Origin of the sequence: Advenella sp. EE-W14 (assembly GCF_012923605.1) — a bacterium.
Taxonomy (GTDB): Bacteria; Pseudomonadota; Gammaproteobacteria; order Burkholderiales; family Burkholderiaceae_B; genus Advenella; species Advenella alkanexedens.
Genome location: NZ_JAAVNG010000016.1, coordinates 1 through 25,851 on the forward strand (window position 1 = coordinate 1; position 25,851 = coordinate 25,851).

The window sequence follows — 25,851 nt, forward strand, 5'->3', positions numbered from 1 at the left end:
GCCGGCCCCGAGTCGGCCAACAACGCGGCGGCACAAACCTCGTTCATCCCCTTGCTGACCCTGGGTATTCCCGGTAACGCCGTGATGGCCCTGATGGTGGGTGCCATGACGATTCACAACATCCAGCCCGGTCCGCAGGTCATGAGCAGCCACCCTGAACTGTTTTGGGGCCTGATCGTGTCCATGTGGATTGGCAACCTGATGCTGGTGGTCCTGAACCTGCCGCTGGTGGGCCTGTGGGTCAAACTGCTCAAAGTGCCTTACCGTGTCCTGTTCCCGGCCATTTTGCTGTTCTGCACGATCGGTGTGTACTCGCTGAACTACAACGCGTTTGATATTTACGTCATGGGTATCTTTGGCATCATCGGTTATATCTGGACCAAACTGAAGTGTGAAGGTGCGCCGCTGTTGCTGGGTCTGGTACTGGGCCCAATGATGGAAGAGAACTTCCGCCGGGCACTGTTGTTGTCCCGGGGTGACTTCCTGACCTTCGTTGAGCGTCCGCTGTCACTGACCCTGTTGTTAATGGCTGTTGGCCTGGTCATTCTGGTGGCACTGCCATCCATCCGCAAAAAACGTGAAGAAACGTTTGTCGAAGAGGATTAATCCTTAAATAAAAAGGCAGGTTTATGATTAACCTGCCTTTTTTTTATCTTGTTAAAACCTTTATTATTTGGTTAACCCAAACATCCAGCATCCAGCTTTCGGTTTACATAACGCTTACTTAATAAAATCAAAACGGCAATTGTCTTCAAAATAGTTACACTACTTGTATCTATTTTTTAAAGAAAAGGCTTTATGCCTGCTCTTCCACATTTCCGGAGATCACACCATGACATCCAAATTCCTGAAACTGACAAGCCTTGGTATTGCTCTGTTTGCAATGAGCACGGGTGCGGCACATGCCGAATATCCCGAACATCCGATCACACTGGTTGTTCCTTTTGCCGCCGGCGGTCCTACTGATGTTGTCGCCCGCTCCCTGGGTGCGGAACTGGGTAAAATCCTGAAACAACCCATTGTTGTAGAAAACAAAACCGGTGCGGGTGGCACCGTTGCTGCCGCCCATATCGCCAATTCAAAACCCGATGGGTATACATTTTTTCTTCACCACAATGGCATGGCAACGGCACCTGCCCTGTACAAAAACCTGAAGTTCGATCCGCTTAACAGCTTTGAATATGTAGGTGAAGTGGTTGACGTCCCCATGACCTTGTTGGCACGTGCCGACTTCCCGCCCAACAACTTGCAGGAATTCATTGAATACGCCAAGCAAAATGCAGATACCATCAACCTGGCCAATGCCGGCCCGGGTGCCGTTTCACAACTGTGCGGATCATTGCTGCAACAGGCCATTGATACCAAATTCACCACCATTCCCTTCCAGGGAACCGGTCCTGCCATGACTGCCTTGCTGGGCAAGCAGGTTGATATCCTGTGTGACCAAACCACACAAACCATTCCACACATCGATGCAAAAACCGTCAAATTCTACGGTGTAACCACCAAAGACCGCATCAGCAAACTGCCTGACGCACCCACCCTTGACGAACAGGGCCTGAAAGGCTTCGATTTTAAAGTCTGGCATGGTATTTATGCGCCCAAAGGCACGCCAGAGCCAGTCATCACCAAGTTCAATGGGGCCCTTAAAGAAGCGCTCAAATCAGAACCCTTCAAAAAGAAAATGGCCGATCTTGGCGCTGAAATTGTCAGCGAAGAAAGACAGACCCCTGAATCCCTGAAAAACTGGGTAGATGCTGAAATCAAGAAATGGGGTCCTATCCTGCAAGCCGAAGGCATGAACGTTAATTAATCGTTAACCGGCTACACTAAAGGAGCAAGTGGTCCAGGCAAGCGTCACAAGCCTGGCCAATAAATCTTTGGCATAAACCTTCAAAAGCACCCCAGGACGTTTTTCATGATACGCCTGGGGTGCTTTTTATTCACTTTTTGGCTTTTTAGGCAGTAGAAAAAAACCTCAATTCAAGGCCTGGATCTCAATTTGCGCATCGCCCTTGTCAGAAGAAACCCAAACCGTTGCATCCTGCACATTAAAATGCAGGGTCATGTTACGGTCTGCCAAAGAAGCCAGTTTTTGGGTTGATTCCACCGGGAGTACATATACTTTCAGATTACGGGCCCGCTCAAGCTTGCTCGCCATACTTGCCCACCAGATAGCGGCATTGCGCCCATAAGCCAGCACAACCACCTGCCCGGCACGCCCGCAGGCCTTCAACAGGCGGCGCTCATCGGGCAGGCCCGTTTCTATCCATTGCAAAATAGTGCCTGTCAGGTCCTTACGCCATAAATCAGGCTCATCCACCTCACTCAGACCACGTGTAAAGGCCAGCATCTCATCACCATTTTCGTACAGTGCATAGGCCAGGATCCGAATCATGAGCCGCTCTTCGGTTTCTGATGGATGCCGGGCGACGGTAACGGCATGGCTGCCATAATAGGCGCGGTCATTATCGGCAATATTGATTTCTGCTTTATAGATTGTTGCACCAAGTGCCATGAATTAATTATCCTTATACAAAACCGGAGTCAGGCTGAAGCGGGTATTCACAGTCTGTCCCGGCAACACATCCAGTCCGCCCACTTCCCGTGCTGAATGAGTATGTCGCATGTTAAAGCAATCTGTCACATTGCCAAAAGGCTCGGCACAAAACCAGGGTGCCCCTTCCGGGCTGTACACAATCAGGAAATCAAACGGCGTATCGGCCGTCATCACCAGTTTGCGTTGCTCGTCAGGCCAACTGATTTGCGCTTCATGTGCCCAGTCTATGAAAGGGGTATCCAGCGCATGTCGGGCAACATCAATCCCCTGCGCCATTTCTCGGGCAAGCGGGTGCTCATCCAGTCTGATCGGCATTACCTCCTGGTCTGCGTACCAGGCCTTGCCAACCTGCGCTGTCAAACGGGTATGTTCGTTTTTGGGAAAATAAGGGTGATGCCCCATCCCCAGTGGCATGCTTTGTTGCCCGGTATTACTGATGTCCAAATACACGGTCAGCTTGTTTTCATCAAGCTCAAACACCTGTTGCGCCCGGAAGGCGAAAGGCCAGTCATCAGGCGCATGCACATACTCAATCACCAGCCGGGTATCTGTATGCGTCATCACCTGCCATTCCCTGTTTCGTAAAAACCCATGAATGCTATGCGGTGACTCTTTTTTCCGTGAGAGGTAATGAATATGACGACCTTCATAAACAAAACGGCCGTCACGCAGACGACCGGCCCATGGCACCAGCGGAAAACTGGCCATCTCGGACACATTCCGGTTTTGCACATGAACCGGGTCGACCGGACGCAGCCAATGATATTCCCGATCCGTCAGCACATGTTTATAAGCCACAATGGCCCCACCAATATGAGGGGCCACTACCAGACGGGCATTACCCGCTTTCAGTTCAAGGCATTGCTGCACGTTTTTCACCTTTATCTTTATGTCTTTCCCGTTCAAGCCAGGCCAATCCTTCTCGGGTGCGGCCCGCTGGACGGTATTCACATCCTATCCAGTGCTGATAATCCAGTTGCCTGAGCACATCAAACAAATAGCCCATATTGAGCTCGCCGTTATCAGGCTCATGCCGGTGAGGCACACCGGCAATCTGCAAATGGCCGACCCTGCCGGTGGGTATATAGGTAGTCAGCTTTCTGCTTAAGTCACCTTCTACAATCTGACAATGGTATATGTCCATTTGAACCTTGATATTGGGCTGGTTAAGCAGTTCAATGAGCTGGTGAGCCTGTTGCTGGGTGGTTAAAAAATACCCGGGCATATCAAACGGATTGATCGGTTCAATCAATAACGTTACCCCGGCCTGGGCAGCCAGAGCGGCTGCCCGTGACAGGTTCTGGCAGTAACATTCATGCGCAACAGCTGGACTCAAGTCATCCGGAACAATGCCAGCCATGAAGTGAATACGGCGATTACCCAACACGGTGGCATATTCCAGGGCTTTTTCCACACCAGCCAGACACTGCGCCTGACGGCCAGGCAAACAGGCCAGTCCCCGCTCCCCGGCGTCCCAGTTACCCGGAACGGCATTGAACAAGACCTGCTCAAGCCCGTTTAGAGACAGTTGACGGGCGATGTCTGCCGCACTGTACTCATAGGGAAACAAAAATTCCACGCCTTTGAACTGATCGTTTGCCGCCAGGGCAAAACGCTCCAGAAAGGGAACCTCGGTGTACATCATGGAAAGATTGGCTGCAAACTTGAGCATGACTATTCACTTGTGATCAAACCATCAGGCTTCCCAGGCAATCATCTTGCCCGGATTCAGGATATTTTTCGGATCATAGGCGTGCTTGAGCAAACGCATCAAGTGGATCGCATCTTCACCGTGTTCCATTTTCAGGAAATTCATTTTGTGAATGCCTATACCATGCTCACCGGTGCAGGTACCGTCCATATCGATGGCCCGCTGCACCACCCGCTTATTGATTTCTTCCGCCATAGCCCATTCTTGCGGGTTTTCCGGATCAATCATCATGAGAACGTGGAAATTGCCATCGCCCACATGCCCCAGGATGGACCAGGGGAACGGTTTGTCCTGCAGGTCTTTGGCCGTGGCGGTCACGCACTCGGCCAACCGGGAAATAGGCACGCAGACATCGGTGGTAATGGAACGCGCGCCGGGGCGCAATTGCAGGCAGGCAAAATACAGGTTATGCCGTGCCGTCCACAAACGGTTGCGGTCTTCCTGGTGCTCGGCCCACTCAAAATCCATACCACCATTATCTTTGGCGATTTCCTGCACAATTTCAATCTGCTCTTTAACGCTGGAAGCGGAACCGGTAAATTCAAACAACAGCATCGGACTTTCTTTCAAACTTAACTTGCTGTATTGATTGGCAGCTTTCACGCCCTGTTCATCAATGAATTCAACCCGGCCAATTTCAATTCCTGTTTGCATGATCTGGTTCACGCATTCCACCGCAGACTCCAGGGTTTCGAAGTTGCAAATGGCGGCCGAGATAGCTTCGGGGATAGGATACACACGCAGTGTAATTTCAACAATGATACCCAGCGTGCCTTCGCTGCCCACAAACAGACGGGTCAAGTCGTAACCGGCCGATGATTTGCGCGCATGGCTGCCTGTACGGATGATTTTGCCATCTGCCGTAACTACTTTCAGGGAAACCACATTTTCACGCATGGTGCCATAACGCACGGCATTGGTACCCGAAGCACGGGTGGCCGTCATGCCGCCAATCGAGGCATGGGCACCCGGATCGATCGGGAAAAACAAACCGGTATGCCTGATTTCCTCATTCAGCTGGGTACGGATTACGCCCGGTTCCACCGTCACGGTGAAATCGCCAGGGCTGACAGCCAGCACCTTGTTCATTTCCGTGAAATCAAGGGAAATACCCCCTTCAATCGCCAGCACATGACCTTCAATGGAAGAACCGATGCCAAAAGGAATCAGGGGTACATCGTACTGGTTGCACAAATTGACAACCGTAACCACCTCATCGGCATTATGCGGAAAAATGACCGCTTCGGGCGGGCAGGCCGGATAAGGAGATTCATCACTACCGTGATGCTCACGCACGGCTTGTGTGGTAATGAAACGATCACCAAAAGCGGCCTTGAAAGCGGCACGGGCTTCATCAGACAGTTGGCGCACTTCTTTCATGGGGGAGTTATAACTCATTGTTTTTCTATCCTGTAAATTAGCTTGCCAAGCCATTAATCCACAATACGGCCGGCATTGAAAAGATCCTGGGGATTGATCAGGTTTTTAATGGCGCTCATCAAATCCCGTTCTTCCTGGCTGCGACTGTATTTCAAAAACGGTTTCTTGATACGGCCAATGCCATGCTCAGCGGAAATACTTCCCCTGAACCTGGAGGCAATGCTGTACACCAACTCTTCAACCGCCAGAATTTGCGCTTCCTGCAGTTTACCGGTGGTTAAATGCAGGTTGCCATCACCCAGATGGCCAAACAACAAATTCATCGCATGTGGATATTCTTTTTCAAGGGCAGCGGTTACCTGCTCAATAAAAGCCGGCATATGTTTAAGCGGTATGCCAATATCAAATGCCACATAAGGTTTGATACTGCGTAAAATTTCACCAATGGCATCGCGGATCTGCCAGAGTGAGTCGCTCTGCTCCAGGGTTTGCGGCACAATCACGTCACGGCCGATTTCATGTTCAATGAGGAATTCCAGGAAGGCATGAAAGCCCTCATGGAACACGGGTTTATCAGCGCCCTCAATTTCAAGCAGCACATAAATGGGATAATTCCCTTCAAAGGGCAGCTCTTTATTTGCATGCAAGGCAGCCTGTACCAGATAGCTTTGCCACATGACCTCAAAACTCGATAAATCGGGCAAGGCAGAACGCGCCTCTTTGAGCATGCGGGTAACGTGGTCAAAAGAATCCAGGGCAACCAGGGCGGTGGCCCGGGTTTGCGGATTGGGAAAAAGGCGCAGGGACAAACGGGTAATAATACCCAAACGGCCTTCGGTACCAATAAACAGGTGTTTAAGATCCAGACCGGTATTGTTCTTGATCAGGCGGTTCAGCATATTCAGGATGGTGCCATCGGGAAGCACCACTTCCATGCCCAGCACCAGGTCACGGGTCGTGCCATAACGCAGCACCTTGTTACCACCGGCATTGGTGGACACATTGCCCCCAATCAGACAGGAGCCACGCGAACCGAAATCCAGCGGAAAATACCAGTCTTCCTGCTCGACGGCCTGGCACAGGTTTTCAAGTATGACGCCCGCCTGCACAATCGCGACACCACCAATGGTGTCAATTTCTTCCACACGGTTCATGCTTTCCAGGGAAATGACCACATCGTCGGCATCGGCACATGCGCCACCGGCCAGGCCAGTCAGCCCACCCTGTATGGTGATTTTCCTGCCTTCTTGCGCACAGGTTTTGACAATTGCCGATACCTGTTCAGTGGACACCGGCCGAAATACCACCGCCGGCATGGCACCTTCATAACCGCTCATGTCACTCATGTGACGCTGCATTTGATCCGGGCTGTCAATATGTGGCACACTGGCCAGCAAAGCATTAAATGATGGAGAATTGTTTTTCATTATATCCTTCTAACTGCAAATCGCTTTAACACTCAATGATAACTTCTTGTGTGGCCACTTATTGATCATTTCACAAGCAGGGAAAAAAATGATTTTTCTTTTCCGCCCCAAGATAGCAGGCAATGACACCAAACAAACAAGAAAAAACCTCGCACAAGGCGAGGTTTTTTACTGACATCCGGTATAAGGAAGGCCACTTCTATCGTTGGCAAGGCAGGCCTGGACCTGCCCTGTTATTAAATAAGACGAGAGGCTTCGATCAGACGTACAACACTCCACGATTTGCTGCGTGAAATGGGACGGCCTTCAGCGATTTCCACTGTATCGCCTTCGTTATACTGGTTTGCTTCGTCGTGCGCTTTGTATTTGTTTGAGCGGACAATGATTTTGCCATACAAAGGATGTTTAACACGGCGCTCAACTTGAACGACCACTGTTTTATCCATTTTATTGCTAACCACTTTACCGATCAGAGTACGCTGACGCTTGGCGGGTGTTTGAGTTTCGCTCATGTTACTTTCCTGCTTTCTCAGTTAATACTGTACGAACGCGAGCAATGTCACGACGTACTTTGCCTAACTGGCTGGTGTTAGAAAGTTGCTGGGTAGCACGCTGCATACGCAGGTTGAATTGTGCACGCAACAAGCTCTCGAGCTCTTTATTCAGCTCGGTTGCGTCTTTTGAACGTAGTTCACTAGCTTTCATAAAGATCCCCTTAAGAGCCCAAATGACGATTTACAAATGTCGTCGAAATAGGCAACTTGGCGGCTGCCAGACGGAAAGCTTCACGGGCAAGCTCTTCACTTACACCGTCCATCTCGTACAGAACTTTGCCTGGTTGAATTTCAGCGACCCAAAACTCGGGATTACCTTTACCTTTACCCATACGAACTTCAGCAGGTTTCTGTGAAATTGGCTTATCGGGGAAGATACGGATCCAGATACGGCCGCCACGTTTAATATGGCGAGTCATTGCACGACGGGCTGCCTCGATCTGACGGGCTGTCAGACGGCCACGACCGGTTGCTTTCAGACCAAAATCGCCAAAGTTGACGTTTGTACCGCGAGTAGCCAGACCGGTATTACGACCTTTCTGCTCTTTACGGTATTTTCTACGTGCTGGTGATAACATGTTTATTCTCCTTCTGGCGCAGGGGCTGCTTCAGCTGCCTTGCGACCACCACGGCCACGACCGCCTGGACGACGCTGACCATCAGGACGATCACCGCGTGGACGACGTGCACGACGCTCATCATCACGGGGTGCGGCTGCAGGTTCTGCAGGCATTTCACCATTAGGCAGCAAGTCGCCTTTGTAAACCCAAACCTTGATACCAATGATACCGTAGGTGGTTTGTGCTTCAGATGTACCATAATCAATGATTGCACGCAGTGTATGCAAAGGTACACGACCTTCACGATACCATTCTGTACGGGCAATCTCGATACCATTCAAACGGCCTGAAGACATGATCTTGATACCTTGTGCACCCAGGCGCATTGCATTTTGCATTGCGCGCTTCATGGCACGACGGAACATGATACGTTTTTCAAGCTGCTGGGCGATGGAATCGGCGATCAGCTGTGCATCGGTTTCAGGCTTGCGAATTTCTTCAATATTGACGTGAACAGGCACACCCATCAGGCGTTGCAAATCTGTTTTCAAGCTTTCAATATCTTCACCACGCTTACCGATTACAACACCAGGACGTGCTGAGAAAACGGTGATACGTGCATTCTTGGCAGGGCGCTCGATAAGCACACGACCAACAGATGCGCTTTTCAGTTTACGTTTCAGATACTCACGCACACGGACGTCTTCGGCAAGCATTGTGCCAAAGTCTTTGTTGTCAGCGTACCAGCGTGAACTCCAGTTACGATTCACTGCGAGACGGAACCCTATAGGGTGAATTTTCTGACCCATTGTGACTCCTTAAACGCCGACTTTGACCACAATGTGGCAAGTCTGCTTCTCGATACGGTTACCGCGGCCTTTGGCACGAGCGGAGAATCGCTTCATTGACTGGGCTTTGTCTACATAGATTGTAGTTACTTTGAGCTCATCAATATCGGCACCATCGTTATGCTCTGCGTTAGCAATTGCTGATTCAAGGGCTTTCTTAACGATACCGGCGGCTTTTTTAGGTGTGAATGTAAGAATATTCAGCGCTTGGGCAACGGGTTTGCCACGGACCATGTCCGCAACAAGACGCGTTTTTTGCGCAGAAATATGTACACCACGAATTACGGCTGTAGTTTCCATCACTTACCTCTTTGACTTTTTATCCGCAGCGTGACCTTTGTAGGTACGCGTATGCGCGAATTCGCCAAGCTTATGACCAACCATATTTTCGTTAACATAAACCGGAACATGTTGACGACCGTTATGAACAGCGATAGTCAATCCGATAAAATCAGGAAGGATGGTTGAACGACGCGACCAGGTTTTGATCGGCTTTTTCTCTTTGCCATCGACAGCTGCTTCCACTTTTTTAACCAAGTGGGCATCTACGAATGGGCCTTTTTTAATAGAACGTGACATATTAGTATCGCCCCTTATTTACGCTTGCGACGTGAGACAATCATGTTGTCTGTACGCTTGTTGCGGCGGGTTTTGAAGCCTTTCGCTGGAGTACCCCATGGGCTGACTGGCTCACGAGCCTCGCCAGTACGTCCTTCACCACCACCATGTGGGTGATCGACCGGGTTCATGGCAACACCACGAACGGTAGGACGAATACCGCGCCAGCGAACTGCACCGGCTTTACCGATTTGACGCAAGCTGTGTTCTTCGTTACCCACTTCACCAATCGTTGCACGGCAATCGATGTGAACGCGACGAACCTCGCCAGAACGCAGACGGATCTGGGCGTAAGTACCTTCACGGGCCATCAGGACTGCAGATGCACCTGCTGAACGTGCCATTTGGGCACCTTTGCCGGGCAGCATTTCGATACAGTGAATGGTTGTACCAACTGGAATATTGCGGATAGCCGCTGCATTACCTGTACGTACGGGTGTTTCCAGGCCAGACACGACCGTTGCACCGACTTCAAGGCCACGAGGAGCAATGATGTAACGACGCTCACCATCTGCATAGCACAACAGTGCAATATGTGCAGTACGGTTAGGATCGTATTCCAGACGCTCTACTTTGGCTGGAATGCCATCTTTGTTGCGACGGAAATCGACAATACGATAGTGGGACTTATGACCACCGCCACGATGGCGGACAGTAATATGACCGTTGTTATTACGACCGGAACCACGTTTTTTGGATTCTACCAAACCGGCAAAAGGAAGTCCTTTGTGCAAGCCTGGAGTAACCACTTTTACCATGCCGCGGCGACCGGCTGATGTTGGTTTAGTTTTAACTAATGCCATCTTAGTTCACCTCCGAAAAGTCAAGTTCTTGACCTTTTTTGAGTGAAACGTAAGCGATACGGTTTGCACGGCGACGACCGACGAAACGACCTGCACGTTTTACTTTACCTTTACGGTTCAGAACAGAGACAGACTCAACTTCTACTTTGAAAAGCAACTCAACAGCTGCCTTGACTTCTGGTTTGGTTGCATCAGGAGCAACGCGCAATGCAAATTGCGGTTTCTCGCCAGATTCAGCAATAAAGGTTGCTTTTTCTGTGATGACCGGCGCCAAAATTACTTGCAATAAACGTTCTGCTTTCATCCCAGCATCTCCTCAAATTGAGCGATAGCCGCTTTCGTGATCAACACTTTTTTGTAGTGGACCAAAGAAAGAGGATCAGCGTAACGCGGTTCTACAACGGCTACGTGTGGCAGGTTGCGGGTTGCCAGGTAGGTGTTCTCGTCAACAACATCGGTGATAACCAAAACGGAATCCAGACCCATTGCTTTCAATTTGCTGGCAGCCAGTTTTGTTTTAGGCGTATCAAAAGAGAAAGACTCGACAACAGCGATGCGATCTTCACGTGCCAATTGTGACAGGATGGAACGGATACCGGCACGGTACATTTTCTTATTCACTTTCTGGCTGAAATTTTCATCAGGTGAATTAGGGAATGTACGACCGCCTCCACGCCATACGGGAGAAGATGTCATACCAGCACGTGCACGACCGGTACCTTTCTGGCGCCATGGTTTTTTGGTGCTGTGTTTGACTTCCGCACGATCTTTCTGGGCACGGTTACCCATACGTGCGTTTGCCTGGTAGGCAACTACGATCTGGTGAATCAGGGCTTCGTTGAAATCACGGCCAAAAACGGTGTCGGGCGCGCTAACGGTAGCAGCAGCCTGACCTTGTTCATTCAGGAGCTTAAGATCCATTATTTTGCTCCTTTAACAGTCATTTTGATAGCTGGAAGCACAACAACGTCGGAATTTTTGTGGCCAGGAACAGCGCCCTTGACCAGAAGAAGACCACGTTCTGCATCAACGCGAACGATATCAAGATTTTGTACGGTGCGAGTCACATCACCCATGTGACCGGACATGCGCTTACCGGGGAAAACGCGACCTGGGTCTTGCGCCATACCGATAGAACCGGGAACACGGTGTGAACGTGAGTTACCGTGAGAAGCGCGTTGTGCACCGAAATTGTGACGTTTGATGGTACCGGCAAAACCTTTACCGATCGTTGTACCTTGCACGTCCACTTTCTGGCCTGCTTCGAAAATGCTTTCGACAGGCAATGCAGCGCCAGCTGAAAATTCAGCAGCTTTTGCAGGATCTAGACGGAACTCTTTAAGAATGGAACCAGCTTCAACGCCGGCTTTGGCATAGTGACCCGCTTGCGCTTTTGTCACGCGGGTTGCACGACGGTTGCCGTAAGCAACCTGTACCGCTGCATAACCATCTGTTTCAAGAGACTTGACTTGAGCAACACGGTTGTTTGATACGTCAAGTACTGTTACCGGAATGGACTCGCCTTCCTCGGTAAAAATACGCATCATGCCAACCTTGCGACCCAACAGTCCCAGCCGATGAGCGGCAGGTGTAGGTGTCGTATTCGACATCATTTTCTCCAATCCCCAGCTACGATTGGCTGGGCCTAATATAAATTGACACCAGCAGTGAACTGGTGTTGTGGGTTAATTTATCCCTAACCGTTATTGCATTTCGGTTAGCCTGTCAATATAACATTATTCAAGTCCCCTGACAAGATTATTTTTTGCGGTTGTTGTAAAAAATGTCTTTTTTTCAAGGGTTTAGTTGCCAATGACTGAAATGGCTCATCGGCAACCCTTTCTGGCGGCCATTCAGACACGGGCGCCCAGCGATTGGCAGGCCACCCTGGCAGCCGCCAGGTCCCAGGCGCCCATACCTACGGTTTTAAACATGATGGGACGTGAGAAATCAATATCCGTACGCAAGGCCTGCTCTAACGGGATCACTTCCGACCAGTCTTTTTTGGCACGGATGTAATCCCCGGCTTCATGCAGGGCACCTACCGGGTCATCGACATAGCAGGTACTGCCCATAACGGTTTGAGGGGCAATTTCACACATATGCGGTTGAAAAGCACCCACTGCGATAATCAATCGCCCCACTTGTGCCGGTGCATGATAAATGGGCTCGGTGGCAGTGGTCAGCGTGATAACGGCATCAAAATCATCCGGCAGATTGCTTTGCTCCACCGGGATGAGGGCATTGGACAATCCGGCAAACTGCTCGCAAAAACGTTGTACCTTGCCTGCTGATGACACCCTACCGGCAACATAAATGGTTGCGTTTGGATAAAGCGCATTAATGGCCCGCACATGGGCAACCGCCTGGGTACCCGCCCCCATCAGGACGATTTTTCCGGGTGTTTCGGGCGTAAAGCACTCAAGACCCACCATGGAAAGGGCCGCCGTTCTCCAGGCCGTAACGGTAGGCGCATCCAGCACAAACAGAGGCACCCCGGTTTTACTGTCCAGAACGGTCACCGTTCCCTGAATGGTGGGCAAACCATTTGCGGGATTGCCCGGCAACAGGGAAATGAGCTTATGCGTCAATATATCTTCAGCGGCGGCCGGCATGGAGAGCAAAACACCCCCCTCTTCATTGCCTGGCACAGGCAACACCTGACGATCCGGGCACTTAACCCTGCCAGCCGTATATTCCACCGCCATTTCACGAATGGCACGGACCAGTTCCGCAAAACCGATCAAACCGGCTGTTTGTTGTGCATCAAATACCTGAATCGCAGGCTGGCTCATTACGTGTCTCCTGATTCGTGTTTTTGTGAATTTCGTTGTGTTGCAACCCATATAACCGTGGCGTTTTCTTCGCTGACACTGATACAGCGATGCCCCATCCGGCTATCTATGTAAAAACAATCTCCCGGGCCAAGCTGGGCTGGCGCATAATATTCGGTATGCAGCTCTATTTCACCACTTAATACATAAACAAACTCTTCTCCGTCATGACGGCTCCAGTCACGAAAATCGGAAAATTTCCGTGCCGTAATGCAGGTATGAAAAGGCATTATTTTTTTATTTGACAGCTGCGCGCACAACAACTGATGGTCGTAATGGGGCGTTTTATGCGGTTTTCCCTGTCCGGCACGATCCACTACGCACCGTCCGGCCCCCATGGCATCACGGGCTGACGTAAACAACTCGGAAACATCCAGATTCAGGCCGGTTGCCAGTTTTTGCAGAACGTCATAAGTAGGCGACATCAGACCGTTTTCGATTTTGGACAGCGTAGAGGCGGCAATCCCGCACTCTTTGCCGGCCTGCTCCAGCGTCCAATTGTTTTGCTGTCGAACGGCACGCAAACGCTGCATTAAAGGCGTTTCTTCACGCGTACTCATTTAATGACTTCCCAAATAAGCATCCCTGATTTCCGGATTTGCCAATAATTCAGCCCCAGTTCCTGTCATTCTGATTTCACCATTCACCATTACATATGCACGATCTGCCAGCTTCAAGGCATGATTGGCATTTTGCTCGACCAAAAAGATGGTTTTACCATTTTTTCCCAGTTCTTTCAGCACTGAAAAGATTTGCCTCACAATTAATGGCGCCAGCCCCAGACTGGGCTCGTCCAGCAAAATCATGTCCGGACGCCCCATCAGGGCCCGGGCAATCGCCAGCATTTGCTGTTCACCACCAGACAGCGTGCCCGCCCGCTGATTGCGCCGCTCTTTCAGTCTCGGAAACAGTTCAAACATGGTGGCACGGTCTTCATCCATGTGTTTGTCCCCAATCGGCAGGGCCCCAATCATGATGTTTTCCTCGACCGTCATTTTTGCAAATATCCGTCGTCCCTCGGGCACCTGGGCAATGCCCTTGCCGGCAATCTGATGCGCCTGCAACCGGGTCAAATCCTGCCCTTTATACAGGATCTGACCCGATTTGGCCTTTGGGGCACCAAAGATGGTCATGAGCAGGGTGCTTTTCCCGGCCCCATTGGCACCAATCAGGGAAATAATTTCTCCGGTATTAATATGCAATGAAACATCCCTGAGTGCCTGAATAGGTCCGTAAAAAGTATTGACATTCTTGATGTCCAGAATAATTTCACTCATGCTTCATCCTCTACATCCGTGCCTAGATAGGCGGCAATAACCACGTCTGAATTACGAATGTGTTCCGGGCTGCCACTATCAATGACGGAACCCTGATCCATGACAACAATATGATCGGAAATATCCATGACCAGTCCCATATCATGCTCGATCAGCAAAACCGTCACCTTGCATTCATCACGCAATTTACGGATCAGATTGGACAGGTCTACCGTTTCCCTTGGATTGAGACCGGCCGCCGGCTCATCCAGGCAAATCAGGCGTGGATTGGTACACATGGCACGGGCAATTTCCAGACGCCGCTGACGACCGTAAGACAACTCACCGGCCAGCCGGTTGGCATCAACAGCCAAATCAACCATATCCAGCCATTCATACGCCCGATTGACGCTTTCTTCCTCCTTGTTGGAGAAATCATGCGTGACAAAAATGCCAGACAAAAGATTTCTGTTCTGTGAACGATGCTGGGCAACCAGCAGGTTTTCAAGCACGGTCATATCCTTGAACAGGCGGATATTCTGGAAGGTACGGGCAATACCTGCCCGGGAAACCAGGTAAGAACCACCGGTAAAAGGTCGATTCAGCAAATTACCCACCTCCACCGACCCGTTGGGTCCGTGCAGAAAAATCTCACCTGAAGTGGCCGCATAAAAACCGGTCACGCAATTGAACACGGTTGTTTTACCGGCACCATTGGGACCGATCAGGGACGTAATAGAGTCCTCCCTGACCTCAAAACAGACATTGTTATTGGCGATAATCCCACCAAACCGGCGACATAAATTTTTAACTTCAAGTAACAGTTGACCGCTCATGACATGACCTCTTCCCGTTCAAATACCGGACGCTTGGCGCGCAATAAACCATTAGGTCGCCAGATCATCATCAAAATCATCAGCAGGCCGAACATCAATACCCGATATTCAGAAAAACTTCTCAGGAATTCCGGCATGAGGGTTAATGTAAACGCGGCAAGAATGACGCCAAGCGAGTTCCCCATACCACCCAGCACCACGATGGAAAGAATCAGGACCGATTCGAAAAAATTGAATGACATCGGACTGACAAACCCTTGGGCTGTCGCAAAGAACACACCGGCAATACCCCCGGTTAACGCACCCAGCATAAAGGCGGACAATTTGACGGTGACGTGGTTGATACCCAGGGACCGACAGGCAATTTCGTCTTCGCGCAAAGCCTCCCAGGAACGACCGATTGGCATTACCCTTAATTGCGTAAAGACCCGCAGCACGGCCATTGTGATGATAAAGATCATCAAATAAATAAAGATAAATTTATAATCCGGACTATATGGCAAACCAAAAAACTCATGGAATGGAATCGCATCTCCTTTGGCACGACGAATGAATTCGAGATTGAAAATAGTGGGTGACGGCGCGGAAGCACCATTAGGCCCACCGGTAAAATCAATCCAGTTCACCAGCACCAGCCTGATAATTTCACCAAACCCAAGGGTAACAATCGCCAGATAATCACCATGCATTTTCAGGACCGGAAAACCCAGCAAGCCGCCACACAGGGCGGCTAACAAAGGTGCCAGGATAAGGGCCGTCCAAAAGCCGATACCCAGATACTGGGAGCCCAGGGCGAGAAAATAAGCACCCACCGCGTAAAAAGCAACAAAACCAAGATCAAGCAGTCCTGCCAGCCCCACCACAATATTCAAGCCCAATCCCAACAGCACATACACCATGGCCATGGTCAGGTTGGTTGCCCAGCTTTTACCAAAAATACCAAAGTGGAAAAACAGCAAAGGCATAATCAGTCCCAACAAAAACAAGACTGGCAATGCGCCTTTCCAGGGATGCTTCATGCCACGCCGTTTGGGGATACGTACCCCCATGGCAATCACCACGAACAGCACAATCAGAACCAACGCGGCCGAGGTACCAATATAAATGACGCCCGAAAGGCCCAACGCCATGGCAACGGCCGCAACCGCACCGCCAGAGACGAGCAATTTCCTTAGTTTTTGCATGCCATCGGCATGCTCATCCTCGACATGCACATGCTGCTGAACAGTCAGATACTTATGGGTAAAACGCTGACCTGCTTCTGTCTGGATACCCACAGAGACAAAGAAACGGACAAAGGCAACGATCAGACCAATTGAAAGACCATTGAGAAAAAACGGTGTGCGCAACCAGTCGACCTTGAACGTATATTGTTGCAGTATGAAATTGGTAATCGGGCTGAACACCAGCATGGTCAGTATCCCGGCTATTACGGCGTCTTTCAGGGAATGCTTGAAATCAATGCGTGAATCAGGCACATCCACTGCCCGTGACACGGGTGTACCGTCCACAACCAAGGCTGCAGAATTTGCCTGTCCGGACGATGTCAGTGACGCGGTTTTCCCGTTTGAATTAGGCGTTATATTCATTACACTTTCTCCACTGCAGGCTTACCCAGCAAGCCACTAGGCTTGAAAACCAGGACAAGCACCAGAATGCTAAAAGAAAACACGTCTTTATAATCACTGCTGACAAAACCGGAGAAAAATGACTCGAGCACACCCAGCAACATACCTCCGAGCATGGCGCCCGGCAAAGAACCTATGCCCCCCAACACCGCAGCACTAAACGCCTTGATACCCAGCACGAAACCGATATAGAAATCAAACGAGCCGTAATTGAACGTGACCAGCTCACCGGCAACGGCCGCCATCATGGAACCAATAACAAACACGGTTGAAATGATACGACCGGTATTAATGCCCAGAATCGTGGCCATTTTGCGGTCTTGTTCCACTGCCCGACACTGCCTGCCCAGACTGGTTTTTTGAATAATGAAAGTCAACAGCAGCATCGCCGACAAACTGACAATCACGATAATCAGATCCATGTAGCGAATACGGAAAAATGCATCAGCCGTACCAATGGTAAAACCACCACTAAATAAAGAAGGCACCCCCTGCACATTGGGTCCCTGACTGATCTGGACATAATTTTGCAATAACAATGACACGCCGATGGCCGTAATAAGCGGGGCGAGGCGGTTGCTTGTCCTGAGGGGACGATAAACGGTTCTTTCTATGTACCAGCCGTAAAGTCCGGTAATGGACATGGTGACAACCAGGGTAAGAACCAGGGACAGGGCGACAGCATCAACCCCTAAAAACGTAATCACCGCAAAAGCAATGGCGGTGATATAGGCGCTGACCATATAAATATCACCATGTGCAAAGTTAATCATTCCGATGATGCCATAAACCATGGTATAGCCAATCGCAATCAGACCATAGATGGAGCCCAGCGAAATACCATTTACGAGCTGCTGACCTAAAATATGCCATTCCATTAAACACCTACCTTTTCGGTAAAGACAAAAAGCTCCCATGCCTTCCGTAAAAGCACTCTTCTTATCTATGAGTTTGATTAAGTCGCCGCATTGCCCATGGTAAGGGCAATGCAGCACAATTAAGCACTACTGAATGGGAACGTAATTGCCTTCTTTATCCCAGATGTAAACAACAAAGTCATTGGTTTTAGGATCACCTTTTTCATCCCATCCTTTTCTACCCAGAACGGTGTCTATTTCATTGTTCTTGATCCATTCGGCCAGTTTCGTGCCATCCTTCTCATCCTTGTTGGCTTCCAGGGCCGCGGCAATGGCCTCAACCGCTGCATAAGAATAAAGGGTGAAACCGGCAGAATCACTACCTTTTTCTTTCAGTTTTTCCACAACCTTCTTACTGGCGGGATCCGTCCGCGGATCGCGCAGGAAGCTCATGTAAGTGCCCTCAGCAAACTGCGGTCCACCCGCAGCCGTCACGAAAGCCGGATCGGCAATACCATCAACCGAGACAAAAGGAATGGTCAGACCCTGCTGGCGAAGCTGCTTGACCAGCAATCCACCTTCGGCATATAAGCCGCCAAAGAAAACAGCGTCGACATCAGCTCCCTTGATTTTGGTGACCAGGGCGTTGTAATCGCGCTCACCGCGGGTTACGCCATCCTCGAGCACCACGTCAACACCCAGTTTTTTGGCCGCATCCCGTGTGGCATTGGCCACGCCAACACCATAGGTATCCTTGTCATTGATCACCGCAATTTTTTTGGCTTTAAGATTTTCCTGGATGAACTGCGCGTCAACTTCACCCTGCTGGTCATCACGACCGCAAACACGAATCAGCGTTGTCAGGTCCCGTTCGGTCACCCTGGGGTTGGTCGAAGCAGGGGTCACATTCAGGATATTGGCTTCGTCATAAATTTCAGAAGCGGGGATGGTACTGGAAGAGCAGAAATGCCCCACCACGGCATCCACTTTTTCCTGGTCAACAAAACGGTTGGCCACGGCGACCGCCTGTTTGGGCTCGCAAGCATCATCACCCTGAATGATCTTGATTTTTTTGCCGTGGACGCCACCCTTCGCGTTAATGGCTTCGGCGGCAGCCTCAGCTCCCAGGAGCAACTGTTTACCAAACGCGGCGCTACCACCCGTAATAGGGGCACCCAGGCCAATCTTGATAAACTCTTCTGCCATGGCGGGAGCAGAGAAAGCGGTTGCAAGTGCTGCTGTAATAAAAAGCTTTTTAAATCCTTTATTCATGCTTTTCTCCTGAAATTGACCAGCATGGATCCTTGTAAACACAAAGAACATAATTAAAAAAAACGATATACAACCAGACTGCTTAATACGTATGTGAACTACCAGACGTTCTTCTCGATAATGGGCTGACCGTTTAACACCCGCTCCCAGCCCAAGCGCTTCAAATTCAAACTTCTGTATTCGCCAAACTCAATCAACTCGGCAAGAGCACGACCCACTGCAGGTGATTGTTGCATGCCGTGACCACTGAAACCATTAGCAAAAACCATATTATTGATATCGGGGTGATAACCGAGTATGACGTTCTGGTCGAAGGTGCAGTAATCATAATGACCGGCCCAGCTATGTTCACAGCGCAAGGCTTCGAAAACCGGTACCCGATGGGCCAGGATGGGCCACAGAAGATCATCAAACAGCTGGTATTGAACGTCAAAATCAAAACACTCGGGGTCCTGGTCTGCCGGTGGCTGAATACCACAAATAAACCCTTCCCCTTCAGGATGAATATAAGCACCGCTTGGATCAATCAACATGGGACAGTCATTGACCGTCTCGGGGCAAGTTACGTAAAAGACACTGCGCTTGCGCGATTCGATAGGCAACTCGATACCCGCCTGACTCGCCAGTTTCATGGCCCCGGTACCCGCCGCATTCACAAAGACACCACAGGAAACGGTTTCACCGTTATTGAGGGTCACACCGGTTACACGTCCACCTTCCCGGTGCACCTGCAGCACCTCATTTTCAATGTAACTGACCCCTTGGGCAATTGCCTTGCGACGAAAAGCCCGCATCATGCCATAGGCATCCAGCCAGCCTTCCCCCTTGAGGCCCAACGAACCGCCCGCCAAATCAGACACATTCAGCCATGAATATTTCTCTTGCAACTGCCGGTCTGACAACAGGACGATTTGCGCCCCCAAAGCGCGTTGCAAGGCATTGTTTTCCTGTAAGGTCGCATAGCCTTCCGGCGTGGACAGGAACAGATAACCCGCTTCCTGAAAATTCACATCAGGCCGCTCGCCATCCACCTCAAGGGTTTCACCAATACCGTACAAAAACTCGCTGCCAAACTGCGACATCTGGATATTTTCAACGGTGGAAAATTGATGGCGTATGGAAGCGGCCGACAAGGCGGTTGCACATTTCTGGTAAGACGCGTCTTTTTCAATGACCAGAATGGAACCTTTAAACGAATGGGAGGCGCTTAAAAAATAGGCCAAAGCGCTTCCTGTTGCCGCACCGCCAGCGATCACCACATCAAAACAGTTCTTCATGCAACGTCTCATTACAAGTTCTGAATAACTGATAAATTCTCATAAGAAAAATCTGACGTCAATCATTATTTACACCTAAATTTTTTAACAAATTGCAAAAACAAAAAATTATTATTAAAAATCAATTGGTTATAAATAAAAATAAATGATTTTAATTTTTAAGAAGCAAAGAATTCTTGCTTCCGTCACTATTTTTTTTTATTTCCTATCATGAAAAATAAAAGGAAAAATTCAAATTTAAAAATTTAATGCCATAAAATAAAGGATATAATCCATTGATATAAAACAACATATATTTAATTCCATAAAAAGACATGTAAGGGAAAACCCTTTCGGTTTATTTTGTTTTCTTATAAGAAATTTTTTGACTTTAAGAAAATCAATTGTTAATCTATTAATCGTGGATACCTTCAATCCATCCGATCATGCTTCACTTCCCCTGCCTCGGCAGGTTCATTTAACACGCTGTTCTTACCCTGATGATTCACAAAGGAAACCAGCCATGAGTTCAGTCCAGGAATTACTTGTCTCTTTAGGTGTCACCCCCGCCTCCTTTCAGGAAGGCAGTCTTGGCGTTTTTTCGCCCATTGACGGCGCCCAAATCGCCGAGGTTGTTGAAACGTCCGCGGCAGAAACTACTGCCGCCATCGACCGGGCCCATGCCGCCTATACACAGTGGCGCCAGGTGCCGGCCCCACGACGCGGGGAGCTGATTCGCCTGCTGGGCGAGGAATTGCGCGCCAACAAAGAAGCCCTTGGACGTCTGGTTTCAATTGAAGCGGGCAAAATTGTTTCCGAGGGTCTGGGTGAAGTCCAGGAAATGATTGATATCTGCGACTTTGCGGTTGGCCTGTCACGTCAGCTATACGGCCTGACAATCGCCTCGGAGCGCCCGGGACACCGTATGATGGAAACCTGGCATCCACTGGGTGTGGTAGGCGTGATCACCGCTTTCAACTTCCCGGTTGCGGTCTGGTCATGGAATACCGCCCTGGCCCTGGTATGTGGCAATGCCGTCATCTGGAAACCTTCTGAAAAAACCCCGCTAACCGCCCTGGCTACCCAAGCCCTGCTGGAACGCGCCCTGAAAAAATTTGGTGATGCGCCTGAACACCTGTCGCAATTGGTGATTGGCCAGCGGGAAACCGGTGAAATTCTGGTTAACAATCCAAAGGTTGCCCTGGTTTCAGCCACCGGCTCCACCCGCATGGGTCGCGAAGTTAGCCCCAAAGTGGCAGCCAGGTTTGGTCGTTGCATTCTTGAACTGGGCGGCAACAATGCCATTATCGTCAGCGAAACCGCAGACCTGGACATGGCCGTGCGAGGTATTGTTTTTGGTGCGGTCGGCACCGCCGGACAACGCTGCACCAGCACGCGCCGCCTGATCGTCCACAGCAGCATCGTCCAGGAACTTGCCGAACGACTGAAAAAAGCCTACCGCAGCTTACCGATTGGCAACCCTCTTGAGGCGGGTACGCTGGTCGGCCCGCTCATTGATAAGGCTGCGTTTGACGCCATGCAATCCGCATTGCAAACAGCGACTGAACAAAACGGGATTGTCACTGGCGGCCAGCGCGTCTTGCACGACAAGTTCCCCGATGCCTATTATGTTGAGCCCGCACTGGTCGAAATGCCGGCACAAACCGACGTGGTACGCCAGGAAACGTTTGCGCCCATCCTTTACATCATGAGTTATGAACGCTTCGAAGATGCACTGGCCCTGCAAAACGACGTTCCTCAAGGCCTGTCTTCGGCCATCTTCACCACCAATCTGCTTGAGGCCGAGTATTTCATGTCCGCCGCCGGCTCCGACTGCGGCATTGCCAACGTCAACATCGGCACCTCGGGTGCCGAAATCGGTGGCGCCTTCGGTGGTGAGAAAGAAACCGGTGGCGGCCGTGAGTCCGGCTCCGATGCATGGAAAGGTTATATGCGCCGGGCCACCAATACCATCAACTACTCACGTGAACTGCCATTGGCCCAGGGCGTGAAATTTGGTGACGATTAATGCCATCCTGAACATTCCCATCCAACGATGGGCACCCCCATTCCATTGATGAAGAGGTCTGACTATGTCTTCCGGTTTTCCTTTCGCCGCACCGTTCAAAGAAATCAAGGGTTCACCCATCAGGGAATTGTTCAAATACCTGTCCACGCCCGGCATGATCTCTTTTGCCGGTGGCTATCCCGCCCCTGAATTATTCGATATTCCCGGTTTGCAGGCCTCCATCGCCGCCCAGACATCCTCCCTGCAAGAGTCCATGTCTTACGGTTCCAGCGAAGGGCTGCCGGTCTTGCGCGAAGCATTGGCCGCCCTTTGCACCCAACGCGGCATCCAGGCCGGCAAAGATGACATCCTGGTAACCAGTGGCTCACAGCAGGCCTATGAACTGCTGGTGCGGGCCCTGATCGAACCGGGTGATACCGCACTGGTAGAGCGTCCCGCCTACCCGGCCGCCATTCAGGGCCTGCGGCTGGCCGGTGCCAATATCATCACCGTCGGGGTTGAAGAAGACGGCACCGATCTTGAGGAACTGGCACGACTGCTGCAACAGCATCAGCCCAAGTTTTTTTACTGTGTACCCACCTTTGCCAACCCCAGCGGCATTACCCTGTCTCTGGAAAAACGCAAGAAACTGCTGGCGCTGCTGGCCACCACCAATTGTCTGCTGATTGAAGATGACCCTTATGGCCAGTTGCGCTTTGGCGGGGAATCGTTACCCACTCTGGCAGAGCTGGCCCGTTCAACACCGGCACAGGACCAGGTCATTTACCTGTCCAGCCTGTCCAAAACCGTGGCACCGGGCCTGCGAATCGGCTGGATGATCGCCCACCCCGATATTTTACGCCGCTGCGTGCTGGCCAAACAGGTGGGAGATATGTGCTCGGCACCGTTCATGCAGGCGGTCGCCGCCCATTACCTGAACTCGGGACGCTATGAGCAGCATTTGCCTTATATTATCGACACCTACCGGCAGCGGGCGCAATGCATGCTGAACGCTTTTTCAGCCGACTTTAACGGTCAGCTTAAACTGGTACGGCCCCAAGGCGGCATGTTTATCTGGGCTTACCTGCCTGCTGACATCAACGCCACCCGCCTCTTGCCGCTGGCCATTGATGAAAAAGTCATGTTTGTGCCCGGCAGCGGTTTTTATGCCGACCAACCCGATGAAAGCGCATTACGCCTGTCATTTGCCATGAGCAATGAAGCGCAAATCATCGAAGGCGTGACCCGACTCAGAAAAGCGCTGGACCGTTATTAAGGCTTGCCATTGCTCACCAGGGTATCCAGCCGGCTGACATCAAAATCCGGATGAATCGGCTCGGGTTCGATCATTTTCCGGCTGGCCTTGGCTGACAACTCGTTGAACCGCTCCACCTTGCCAATCAAGCCCTGCCGGCCTGCCAGCGAACCCACCACGGCATTGTAATGCGTACCCACCGTATTCAATGTTCCACCCAAGCGGGACAGATGCTCGGCCACCCGGGTCACCTGATTGTAAATATCCACGGCACGGTCACCGATCTGGGCGGCCTGCTCATTGCTGCGCGCCATCATCCACAGGTAGGAAACCGTTCGTAAAACAGGCATCAGGGTCGTGTGCGAAACCAGCACCACCCCTTTTTCATAACCATACTGAAACAGATTGGACGGATGCCTGAGCGCCTCTATGTAAGCAGCTTCGACCGGCATGAACATCAACACAAAACCGGGGCTGTGCATACCTTGCAAATTGCTGTAATTCTTGTCGGACAACTGATCAATATGATTCCTGACCGCCTTGGCATGCGCATCCAGGGAGGACTGCATGACCCCATCCTGCGTTGCGTTCACCGCCTTCTGATAGTCGTTCAGGGAGACCTTGCTGTCAATAACCAGATGCTTGCCATCGGGCAGGTACAGTACAAAATCGGGTAACTGGCTTTGGCCCGCTTCATTGCGGAAATGGGCCTGGGTCTGAAAGTGATCGCCCTTGACCAGGCCCGCTATTTCAAGCGCCCGCTCAAGCTGCATCTCACCCCAGTTACCCAGGGTTTTTTTATCCCCTTTCAGGGCACGGGCCAGGGCATCGGCATCCTGAGTCATTTTCATGCCCACCTCAAACATCTGCCTGATTTGCGACTGCAACAGCGATTGCCCCTGCACCGACTGGTCATGTACCTCGTTGATCCGGCTTTGAAAGCGGTCTATCTGCTCACGAAACGGCTTTAGCAGGCTTTCCATGGAAACCTGGCTATGACGCGAAAAAGCCTGTTCCTTTTCCGTGAATATACGATCGGCCAGGTTCTGGAATTCAATCGCCAATTGTGCCTTGGACTGGGCAAACTGCTGGCGCAACTCATCCAGGCTTTGCTGCTTGTGCTGCATTTCCGATTGCTGCGTGGCCAGTTTTTTTTCCAGCCCAGCCAATGTGGCCTGCAAGGTTTGCTGTTGTGACTCCCGTATTTGCAACTGTTGGCGCAAGTCACCGGCCAATGCCTGCAAATGGTTTTTTTCCGCCAGGGCGGCAGCCAGCTCATTGCCCATGGCCTCTTTGCGACCATCCAGAATACGATAATCATCCTGCAACTCATCATACTGCTGTGCCTGCAGCTCCAGCGATGCCATACGGTCATTCAGCGCCTGCTCAAGCACGGCAATACGGGCACGACTGCCAGCCTGCCGGGAATACATGAAAAGGGCACACAGCAAAATGCCAAAAATACCACCTGCCAGCGCGGCAAGCCCTATCTGGGAAGAAGGACCCAGGGTCTGGATAAATTCGTTCATGCTTTAAGATTCTGTCGGCAAAACACAATCTTATACCAAATGTCCACTCAATAAGACAAAAGGCCCGGCCCTGCCAGGTTGGGACAGAGCCAGGCCTTTTAAATATCACCTCTTACAGCTGTTTTTTCATCATCTGATCAGCGATATAGTCCGCTTGCCGGATAGCCAGCGACACAATCGTCAGGGTCGGATTTTCAGCACCGCCGGTCGTGAACTGGCTGCCATCGGAAATGAACAGATTGACAATATCATGCGTTTGGCCATACTTGTTGCACACGCCGTCTTCGGCCTTTTCGCTCATGCGGCAGGTACCCAAATTATGGGTTGAAGGATAAGGTGGCGTGCGAAACGCCTTTTTCGCACCTACAGCCTCATACATCGCAATACCTTGTTTGTACGCATGATCCCTCATGGCTACGTCATTGGGATGATCATCGAAATGCACATTGGGAACAGGCAGGCCATTGGCATCTTTTGCATCGGTATTCAGGGTAATACGATTGCTGGTGCGTGGCATATCCTCACCGACAATCCACAAGCCGGCCGTGTAATCATAAGCATCCATATACGAGGCAAAATCGGTGCCCCAACTGCCCGGATCAAAGAAGGCAGCATAAAACGGCAGGCCCAATGCCAGGGTTTCCAGTTCATACCCCCCC

At 50.7% G+C, this 25,851-nt stretch carries 29 protein-coding genes; 4 read left to right on the forward strand and 25 right to left on the reverse strand.

Features of this window, described 5'->3' with window-relative positions; genetic code table 11:
• Both HCX92_RS13925 and HCX92_RS13930 read left to right on the forward strand, forming a co-directional pair.
• The coding region (locus HCX92_RS13925; RefSeq protein ID WP_211182221.1) for a tripartite tricarboxylate transporter permease at nucleotides 1-606 on the forward strand (606 nt) is incomplete at its 5' end.
• A gap of 226 nt (nucleotides 607-832) precedes the next feature.
• On the forward strand, nucleotides 833-1,813 hold the full coding sequence (locus HCX92_RS13930) for a tripartite tricarboxylate transporter substrate-binding protein (RefSeq protein WP_169295576.1): 981 nt from the start codon (nucleotides 833-835) through the stop codon (nucleotides 1,811-1,813).
• 165 nt (nucleotides 1,814-1,978) lie between these two features.
• Here HCX92_RS13930 and HCX92_RS13935 read toward each other — a convergent pair whose 3' ends face one another.
• The 23 genes from HCX92_RS13935 to HCX92_RS14045 all read right to left on the reverse strand — a co-directional run bounded on the left by HCX92_RS13935 (nucleotide 1,979) and on the right by HCX92_RS14045 (nucleotide 20,421).
• A complete protein-coding gene (locus HCX92_RS13935) occupies nucleotides 1,979-2,518 on the reverse strand; it encodes a YaeQ family protein (RefSeq protein WP_169295577.1) in 540 nt (179 codons plus the stop codon).
• A gap of 3 nt (nucleotides 2,519-2,521) precedes the next feature.
• Nucleotides 2,522-3,430: an aldose 1-epimerase gene (locus HCX92_RS13940; protein WP_169295578.1), complete on the reverse strand. Its 909-nt coding sequence runs from the start codon at nucleotides 3,428-3,430 to the stop codon at nucleotides 2,522-2,524.
• A complete protein-coding gene (gene otnI / locus HCX92_RS13945; RefSeq protein WP_169295579.1) occupies nucleotides 3,414-4,232 on the reverse strand; it encodes a 2-oxo-tetronate isomerase in 819 nt (272 codons plus the stop codon). Before otnI ends, HCX92_RS13940 begins: the two co-directional genes overlap by 17 nt.
• Before the next feature lie 24 nt (nucleotides 4,233-4,256).
• Nucleotides 4,257-5,669, reverse strand: a complete 1,413-nt coding sequence (locus HCX92_RS13950) for an FAD-binding oxidoreductase (protein WP_169295580.1) — start codon at nucleotides 5,667-5,669, stop codon at nucleotides 4,257-4,259.
• A gap of 35 nt (nucleotides 5,670-5,704) precedes the next feature.
• Nucleotides 5,705-7,078, reverse strand: coding sequence for an FAD-binding oxidoreductase (locus HCX92_RS13955; RefSeq protein ID WP_246587494.1), 1,374 nt, complete (start codon nucleotides 7,076-7,078; stop codon nucleotides 5,705-5,707).
• 236 nt (nucleotides 7,079-7,314) lie between these two features.
• Nucleotides 7,315-7,590 (reverse strand): 30S ribosomal protein S17, encoded by a 276-nt coding sequence (gene rpsQ / locus HCX92_RS13960; RefSeq protein ID WP_169295581.1) that lies wholly within the window; start codon nucleotides 7,588-7,590, stop codon nucleotides 7,315-7,317.
• A gap of 1 nt (nucleotide 7,591) precedes the next feature.
• Entirely contained in the window at nucleotides 7,592-7,783 is a 192-nt protein-coding gene (gene rpmC / locus HCX92_RS13965) for a 50S ribosomal protein L29 (RefSeq protein ID WP_169295582.1), read from the reverse strand.
• A 10-nt stretch (nucleotides 7,784-7,793) separates the two neighbouring features.
• Nucleotides 7,794-8,210 (reverse strand): 50S ribosomal protein L16, encoded by a 417-nt coding sequence (rplP, locus tag HCX92_RS13970; protein ID WP_169295583.1) that lies wholly within the window; start codon nucleotides 8,208-8,210, stop codon nucleotides 7,794-7,796.
• A 2-nt stretch (nucleotides 8,211-8,212) separates the two neighbouring features.
• The gene (rpsC, locus tag HCX92_RS13975; protein WP_169295584.1) at nucleotides 8,213-9,001 is read right to left on the reverse strand and encodes a 30S ribosomal protein S3; all 789 of its coding nucleotides are present in this window, start codon (nucleotides 8,999-9,001) and stop codon (nucleotides 8,213-8,215) included.
• A 9-nt stretch (nucleotides 9,002-9,010) separates the two neighbouring features.
• The gene (gene rplV / locus HCX92_RS13980) at nucleotides 9,011-9,340 is read right to left on the reverse strand and encodes a 50S ribosomal protein L22 (protein WP_169295585.1); all 330 of its coding nucleotides are present in this window, start codon (nucleotides 9,338-9,340) and stop codon (nucleotides 9,011-9,013) included.
• Nucleotides 9,341-9,343: 3 nt separating this feature from the next.
• Nucleotides 9,344-9,619: a 30S ribosomal protein S19 gene (gene rpsS, locus HCX92_RS13985; RefSeq protein ID WP_169295586.1), complete on the reverse strand. Its 276-nt coding sequence runs from the start codon at nucleotides 9,617-9,619 to the stop codon at nucleotides 9,344-9,346.
• 14 nt (nucleotides 9,620-9,633) lie between these two features.
• Nucleotides 9,634-10,461 (reverse strand): 50S ribosomal protein L2, encoded by an 828-nt coding sequence (gene rplB / locus HCX92_RS13990; RefSeq protein ID WP_169295587.1) that lies wholly within the window; start codon nucleotides 10,459-10,461, stop codon nucleotides 9,634-9,636.
• A gap of 1 nt (nucleotide 10,462) precedes the next feature.
• Nucleotides 10,463-10,765, reverse strand: coding sequence for a 50S ribosomal protein L23 (rplW, locus tag HCX92_RS13995; protein ID WP_169295588.1), 303 nt, complete (start codon nucleotides 10,763-10,765; stop codon nucleotides 10,463-10,465).
• Entirely contained in the window at nucleotides 10,762-11,382 is a 621-nt protein-coding gene (gene rplD, locus HCX92_RS14000) for a 50S ribosomal protein L4 (protein ID WP_169295589.1), read from the reverse strand. Before rplD ends, rplW begins: the two co-directional genes overlap by 4 nt.
• Complete coding sequence (rplC, locus tag HCX92_RS14005; protein WP_169295606.1) at nucleotides 11,382-12,071, reverse strand: 50S ribosomal protein L3; 690 nt, start codon at nucleotides 12,069-12,071, stop codon at nucleotides 11,382-11,384. Before rplC ends, rplD begins: the two co-directional genes overlap by 1 nt.
• Nucleotides 12,072-12,314: 243 nt before the next feature.
• On the reverse strand, nucleotides 12,315-13,256 hold the full coding sequence (locus HCX92_RS14010; RefSeq protein ID WP_169295590.1) for a delta(1)-pyrroline-2-carboxylate reductase family protein: 942 nt from the start codon (nucleotides 13,254-13,256) through the stop codon (nucleotides 12,315-12,317).
• The gene (locus HCX92_RS14015; RefSeq protein WP_169295591.1) at nucleotides 13,256-13,855 is read right to left on the reverse strand and encodes a helix-turn-helix domain-containing protein; all 600 of its coding nucleotides are present in this window, start codon (nucleotides 13,853-13,855) and stop codon (nucleotides 13,256-13,258) included. Before HCX92_RS14015 ends, HCX92_RS14010 begins: the two co-directional genes overlap by 1 nt.
• The gene (locus tag HCX92_RS14020; protein ID WP_217735593.1) at nucleotides 13,856-14,560 is read right to left on the reverse strand and encodes an ABC transporter ATP-binding protein; all 705 of its coding nucleotides are present in this window, start codon (nucleotides 14,558-14,560) and stop codon (nucleotides 13,856-13,858) included.
• A gap of 8 nt (nucleotides 14,561-14,568) precedes the next feature.
• Nucleotides 14,569-15,387 carry an ABC transporter ATP-binding protein gene (locus HCX92_RS14025; RefSeq protein ID WP_169295593.1) on the reverse strand — a complete coding sequence of 273 codons (819 nt, stop codon included), beginning with the start codon at nucleotides 15,385-15,387 and terminating at the stop codon, nucleotides 14,569-14,571.
• Nucleotides 15,384-16,976: a high-affinity branched-chain amino acid ABC transporter permease LivM gene (gene livM, locus HCX92_RS14945; RefSeq protein ID WP_169295594.1), complete on the reverse strand. Its 1,593-nt coding sequence runs from the start codon at nucleotides 16,974-16,976 to the stop codon at nucleotides 15,384-15,386. Before livM ends, HCX92_RS14025 begins: the two co-directional genes overlap by 4 nt.
• The gene (locus HCX92_RS14035; RefSeq protein ID WP_169295595.1) at nucleotides 16,976-17,893 is read right to left on the reverse strand and encodes a branched-chain amino acid ABC transporter permease LivH; all 918 of its coding nucleotides are present in this window, start codon (nucleotides 17,891-17,893) and stop codon (nucleotides 16,976-16,978) included. The genes livM and HCX92_RS14035 overlap by 1 nt, the downstream gene beginning before the upstream one ends.
• A gap of 126 nt (nucleotides 17,894-18,019) precedes the next feature.
• Entirely contained in the window at nucleotides 18,020-19,144 is a 1,125-nt protein-coding gene (locus HCX92_RS14040) for a branched-chain amino acid ABC transporter substrate-binding protein (protein ID WP_169295596.1), read from the reverse strand.
• 98 nt (nucleotides 19,145-19,242) lie between these two features.
• Entirely contained in the window at nucleotides 19,243-20,421 is a 1,179-nt protein-coding gene (locus HCX92_RS14045) for an FAD-binding oxidoreductase (protein ID WP_169295597.1), read from the reverse strand.
• Nucleotides 20,422-20,923: 502 nt separating this feature from the next.
• Between HCX92_RS14045 and HCX92_RS14050 the strand changes: the two genes are divergently transcribed.
• Together HCX92_RS14050 and HCX92_RS14055 are read left to right on the forward strand one after the other, a co-directional pair.
• Nucleotides 20,924-22,429 carry an aldehyde dehydrogenase family protein gene (locus tag HCX92_RS14050; protein WP_169295598.1) on the forward strand — a complete coding sequence of 502 codons (1,506 nt, stop codon included), beginning with the start codon at nucleotides 20,924-20,926 and terminating at the stop codon, nucleotides 22,427-22,429.
• Between the two features lie 64 nt (nucleotides 22,430-22,493).
• A complete protein-coding gene (locus tag HCX92_RS14055) occupies nucleotides 22,494-23,684 on the forward strand; it encodes a PLP-dependent aminotransferase family protein (RefSeq protein WP_169295599.1) in 1,191 nt (396 codons plus the stop codon).
• Here HCX92_RS14055 and rmuC read toward each other — a convergent pair.
• The gene (gene rmuC / locus HCX92_RS14060; RefSeq protein ID WP_169295600.1) at nucleotides 23,681-25,192 is read right to left on the reverse strand and encodes a DNA recombination protein RmuC; all 1,512 of its coding nucleotides are present in this window, start codon (nucleotides 25,190-25,192) and stop codon (nucleotides 23,681-23,683) included. The genes HCX92_RS14055 and rmuC overlap by 4 nt on opposite strands.
• Before the next feature lie 112 nt (nucleotides 25,193-25,304).
• On the reverse strand, nucleotides 25,305-25,851 hold a 547-nt coding region (locus HCX92_RS14065), incomplete at its 5' end, for a GMC oxidoreductase (RefSeq protein ID WP_248290073.1).

What these genes read in the sequence shown, in the direction of transcription:
- HCX92_RS13930 (WP_169295576.1), top strand. Translation starts at nt 833, where the DNA reads ATGACATCCAAATTCCTGAAACTGACAAGCCTTGGTATTGCTCTGTTT.
- HCX92_RS13935 (WP_169295577.1), bottom strand. Translation starts at nt 2,518, where the DNA reads ATGGCACTTGGTGCAACAATCTATAAAGCAGAAATCAATATTGCCGAT.
- otnI (WP_169295579.1), bottom strand. Translation starts at nt 4,232, where the DNA reads ATGCTCAAGTTTGCAGCCAATCTTTCCATGATGTACACCGAGGTTCCC.
- HCX92_RS13950 (WP_169295580.1), bottom strand. Translation starts at nt 5,669, where the DNA reads ATGAGTTATAACTCCCCCATGAAAGAAGTGCGCCAACTGTCTGATGAA.
- HCX92_RS13955 (WP_246587494.1), bottom strand. Translation starts at nt 7,078, where the DNA reads ATGAAAAACAATTCTCCATCATTTAATGCTTTGCTGGCCAGTGTGCCA.
- rpsQ (WP_169295581.1), bottom strand. Translation starts at nt 7,590, where the DNA reads ATGAGCGAAACTCAAACACCCGCCAAGCGTCAGCGTACTCTGATCGGT.
- rpmC (WP_169295582.1), bottom strand. Translation starts at nt 7,783, where the DNA reads ATGAAAGCTAGTGAACTACGTTCAAAAGACGCAACCGAGCTGAATAAA.
- rplP (WP_169295583.1), bottom strand. Translation starts at nt 8,210, where the DNA reads ATGTTATCACCAGCACGTAGAAAATACCGTAAAGAGCAGAAAGGTCGT.
- rpsC (WP_169295584.1), bottom strand. Translation starts at nt 9,001, where the DNA reads ATGGGTCAGAAAATTCACCCTATAGGGTTCCGTCTCGCAGTGAATCGT.
- rplV (WP_169295585.1), bottom strand. Translation starts at nt 9,340, where the DNA reads ATGGAAACTACAGCCGTAATTCGTGGTGTACATATTTCTGCGCAAAAA.
- rpsS (WP_169295586.1), bottom strand. Translation starts at nt 9,619, where the DNA reads ATGTCACGTTCTATTAAAAAAGGCCCATTCGTAGATGCCCACTTGGTT.
- rplB (WP_169295587.1), bottom strand. Translation starts at nt 10,461, where the DNA reads ATGGCATTAGTTAAAACTAAACCAACATCAGCCGGTCGCCGCGGCATG.
- rplW (WP_169295588.1), bottom strand. Translation starts at nt 10,765, where the DNA reads ATGAAAGCAGAACGTTTATTGCAAGTAATTTTGGCGCCGGTCATCACA.
- rplD (WP_169295589.1), bottom strand. Translation starts at nt 11,382, where the DNA reads ATGGATCTTAAGCTCCTGAATGAACAAGGTCAGGCTGCTGCTACCGTT.
- rplC (WP_169295606.1), bottom strand. Translation starts at nt 12,071, where the DNA reads ATGTCGAATACGACACCTACACCTGCCGCTCATCGGCTGGGACTGTTG.
- HCX92_RS14010 (WP_169295590.1), bottom strand. Translation starts at nt 13,256, where the DNA reads ATGAGCCAGCCTGCGATTCAGGTATTTGATGCACAACAAACAGCCGGT.
- HCX92_RS14015 (WP_169295591.1), bottom strand. Translation starts at nt 13,855, where the DNA reads ATGAGTACGCGTGAAGAAACGCCTTTAATGCAGCGTTTGCGTGCCGTT.
- HCX92_RS14025 (WP_169295593.1), bottom strand. Translation starts at nt 15,387, where the DNA reads ATGAGCGGTCAACTGTTACTTGAAGTTAAAAATTTATGTCGCCGGTTT.
- livM (WP_169295594.1), bottom strand. Translation starts at nt 16,976, where the DNA reads ATGAATATAACGCCTAATTCAAACGGGAAAACCGCGTCACTGACATCG.
- HCX92_RS14035 (WP_169295595.1), bottom strand. Translation starts at nt 17,893, where the DNA reads ATGGAATGGCATATTTTAGGTCAGCAGCTCGTAAATGGTATTTCGCTG.
- HCX92_RS14040 (WP_169295596.1), bottom strand. Translation starts at nt 19,144, where the DNA reads ATGAATAAAGGATTTAAAAAGCTTTTTATTACAGCAGCACTTGCAACC.
- HCX92_RS14045 (WP_169295597.1), bottom strand. Translation starts at nt 20,421, where the DNA reads ATGAAGAACTGTTTTGATGTGGTGATCGCTGGCGGTGCGGCAACAGGA.
- HCX92_RS14050 (WP_169295598.1), top strand. Translation starts at nt 20,924, where the DNA reads ATGAGTTCAGTCCAGGAATTACTTGTCTCTTTAGGTGTCACCCCCGCC.
- HCX92_RS14055 (WP_169295599.1), top strand. Translation starts at nt 22,494, where the DNA reads ATGTCTTCCGGTTTTCCTTTCGCCGCACCGTTCAAAGAAATCAAGGGT.
- rmuC (WP_169295600.1), bottom strand. Translation starts at nt 25,192, where the DNA reads ATGAACGAATTTATCCAGACCCTGGGTCCTTCTTCCCAGATAGGGCTT.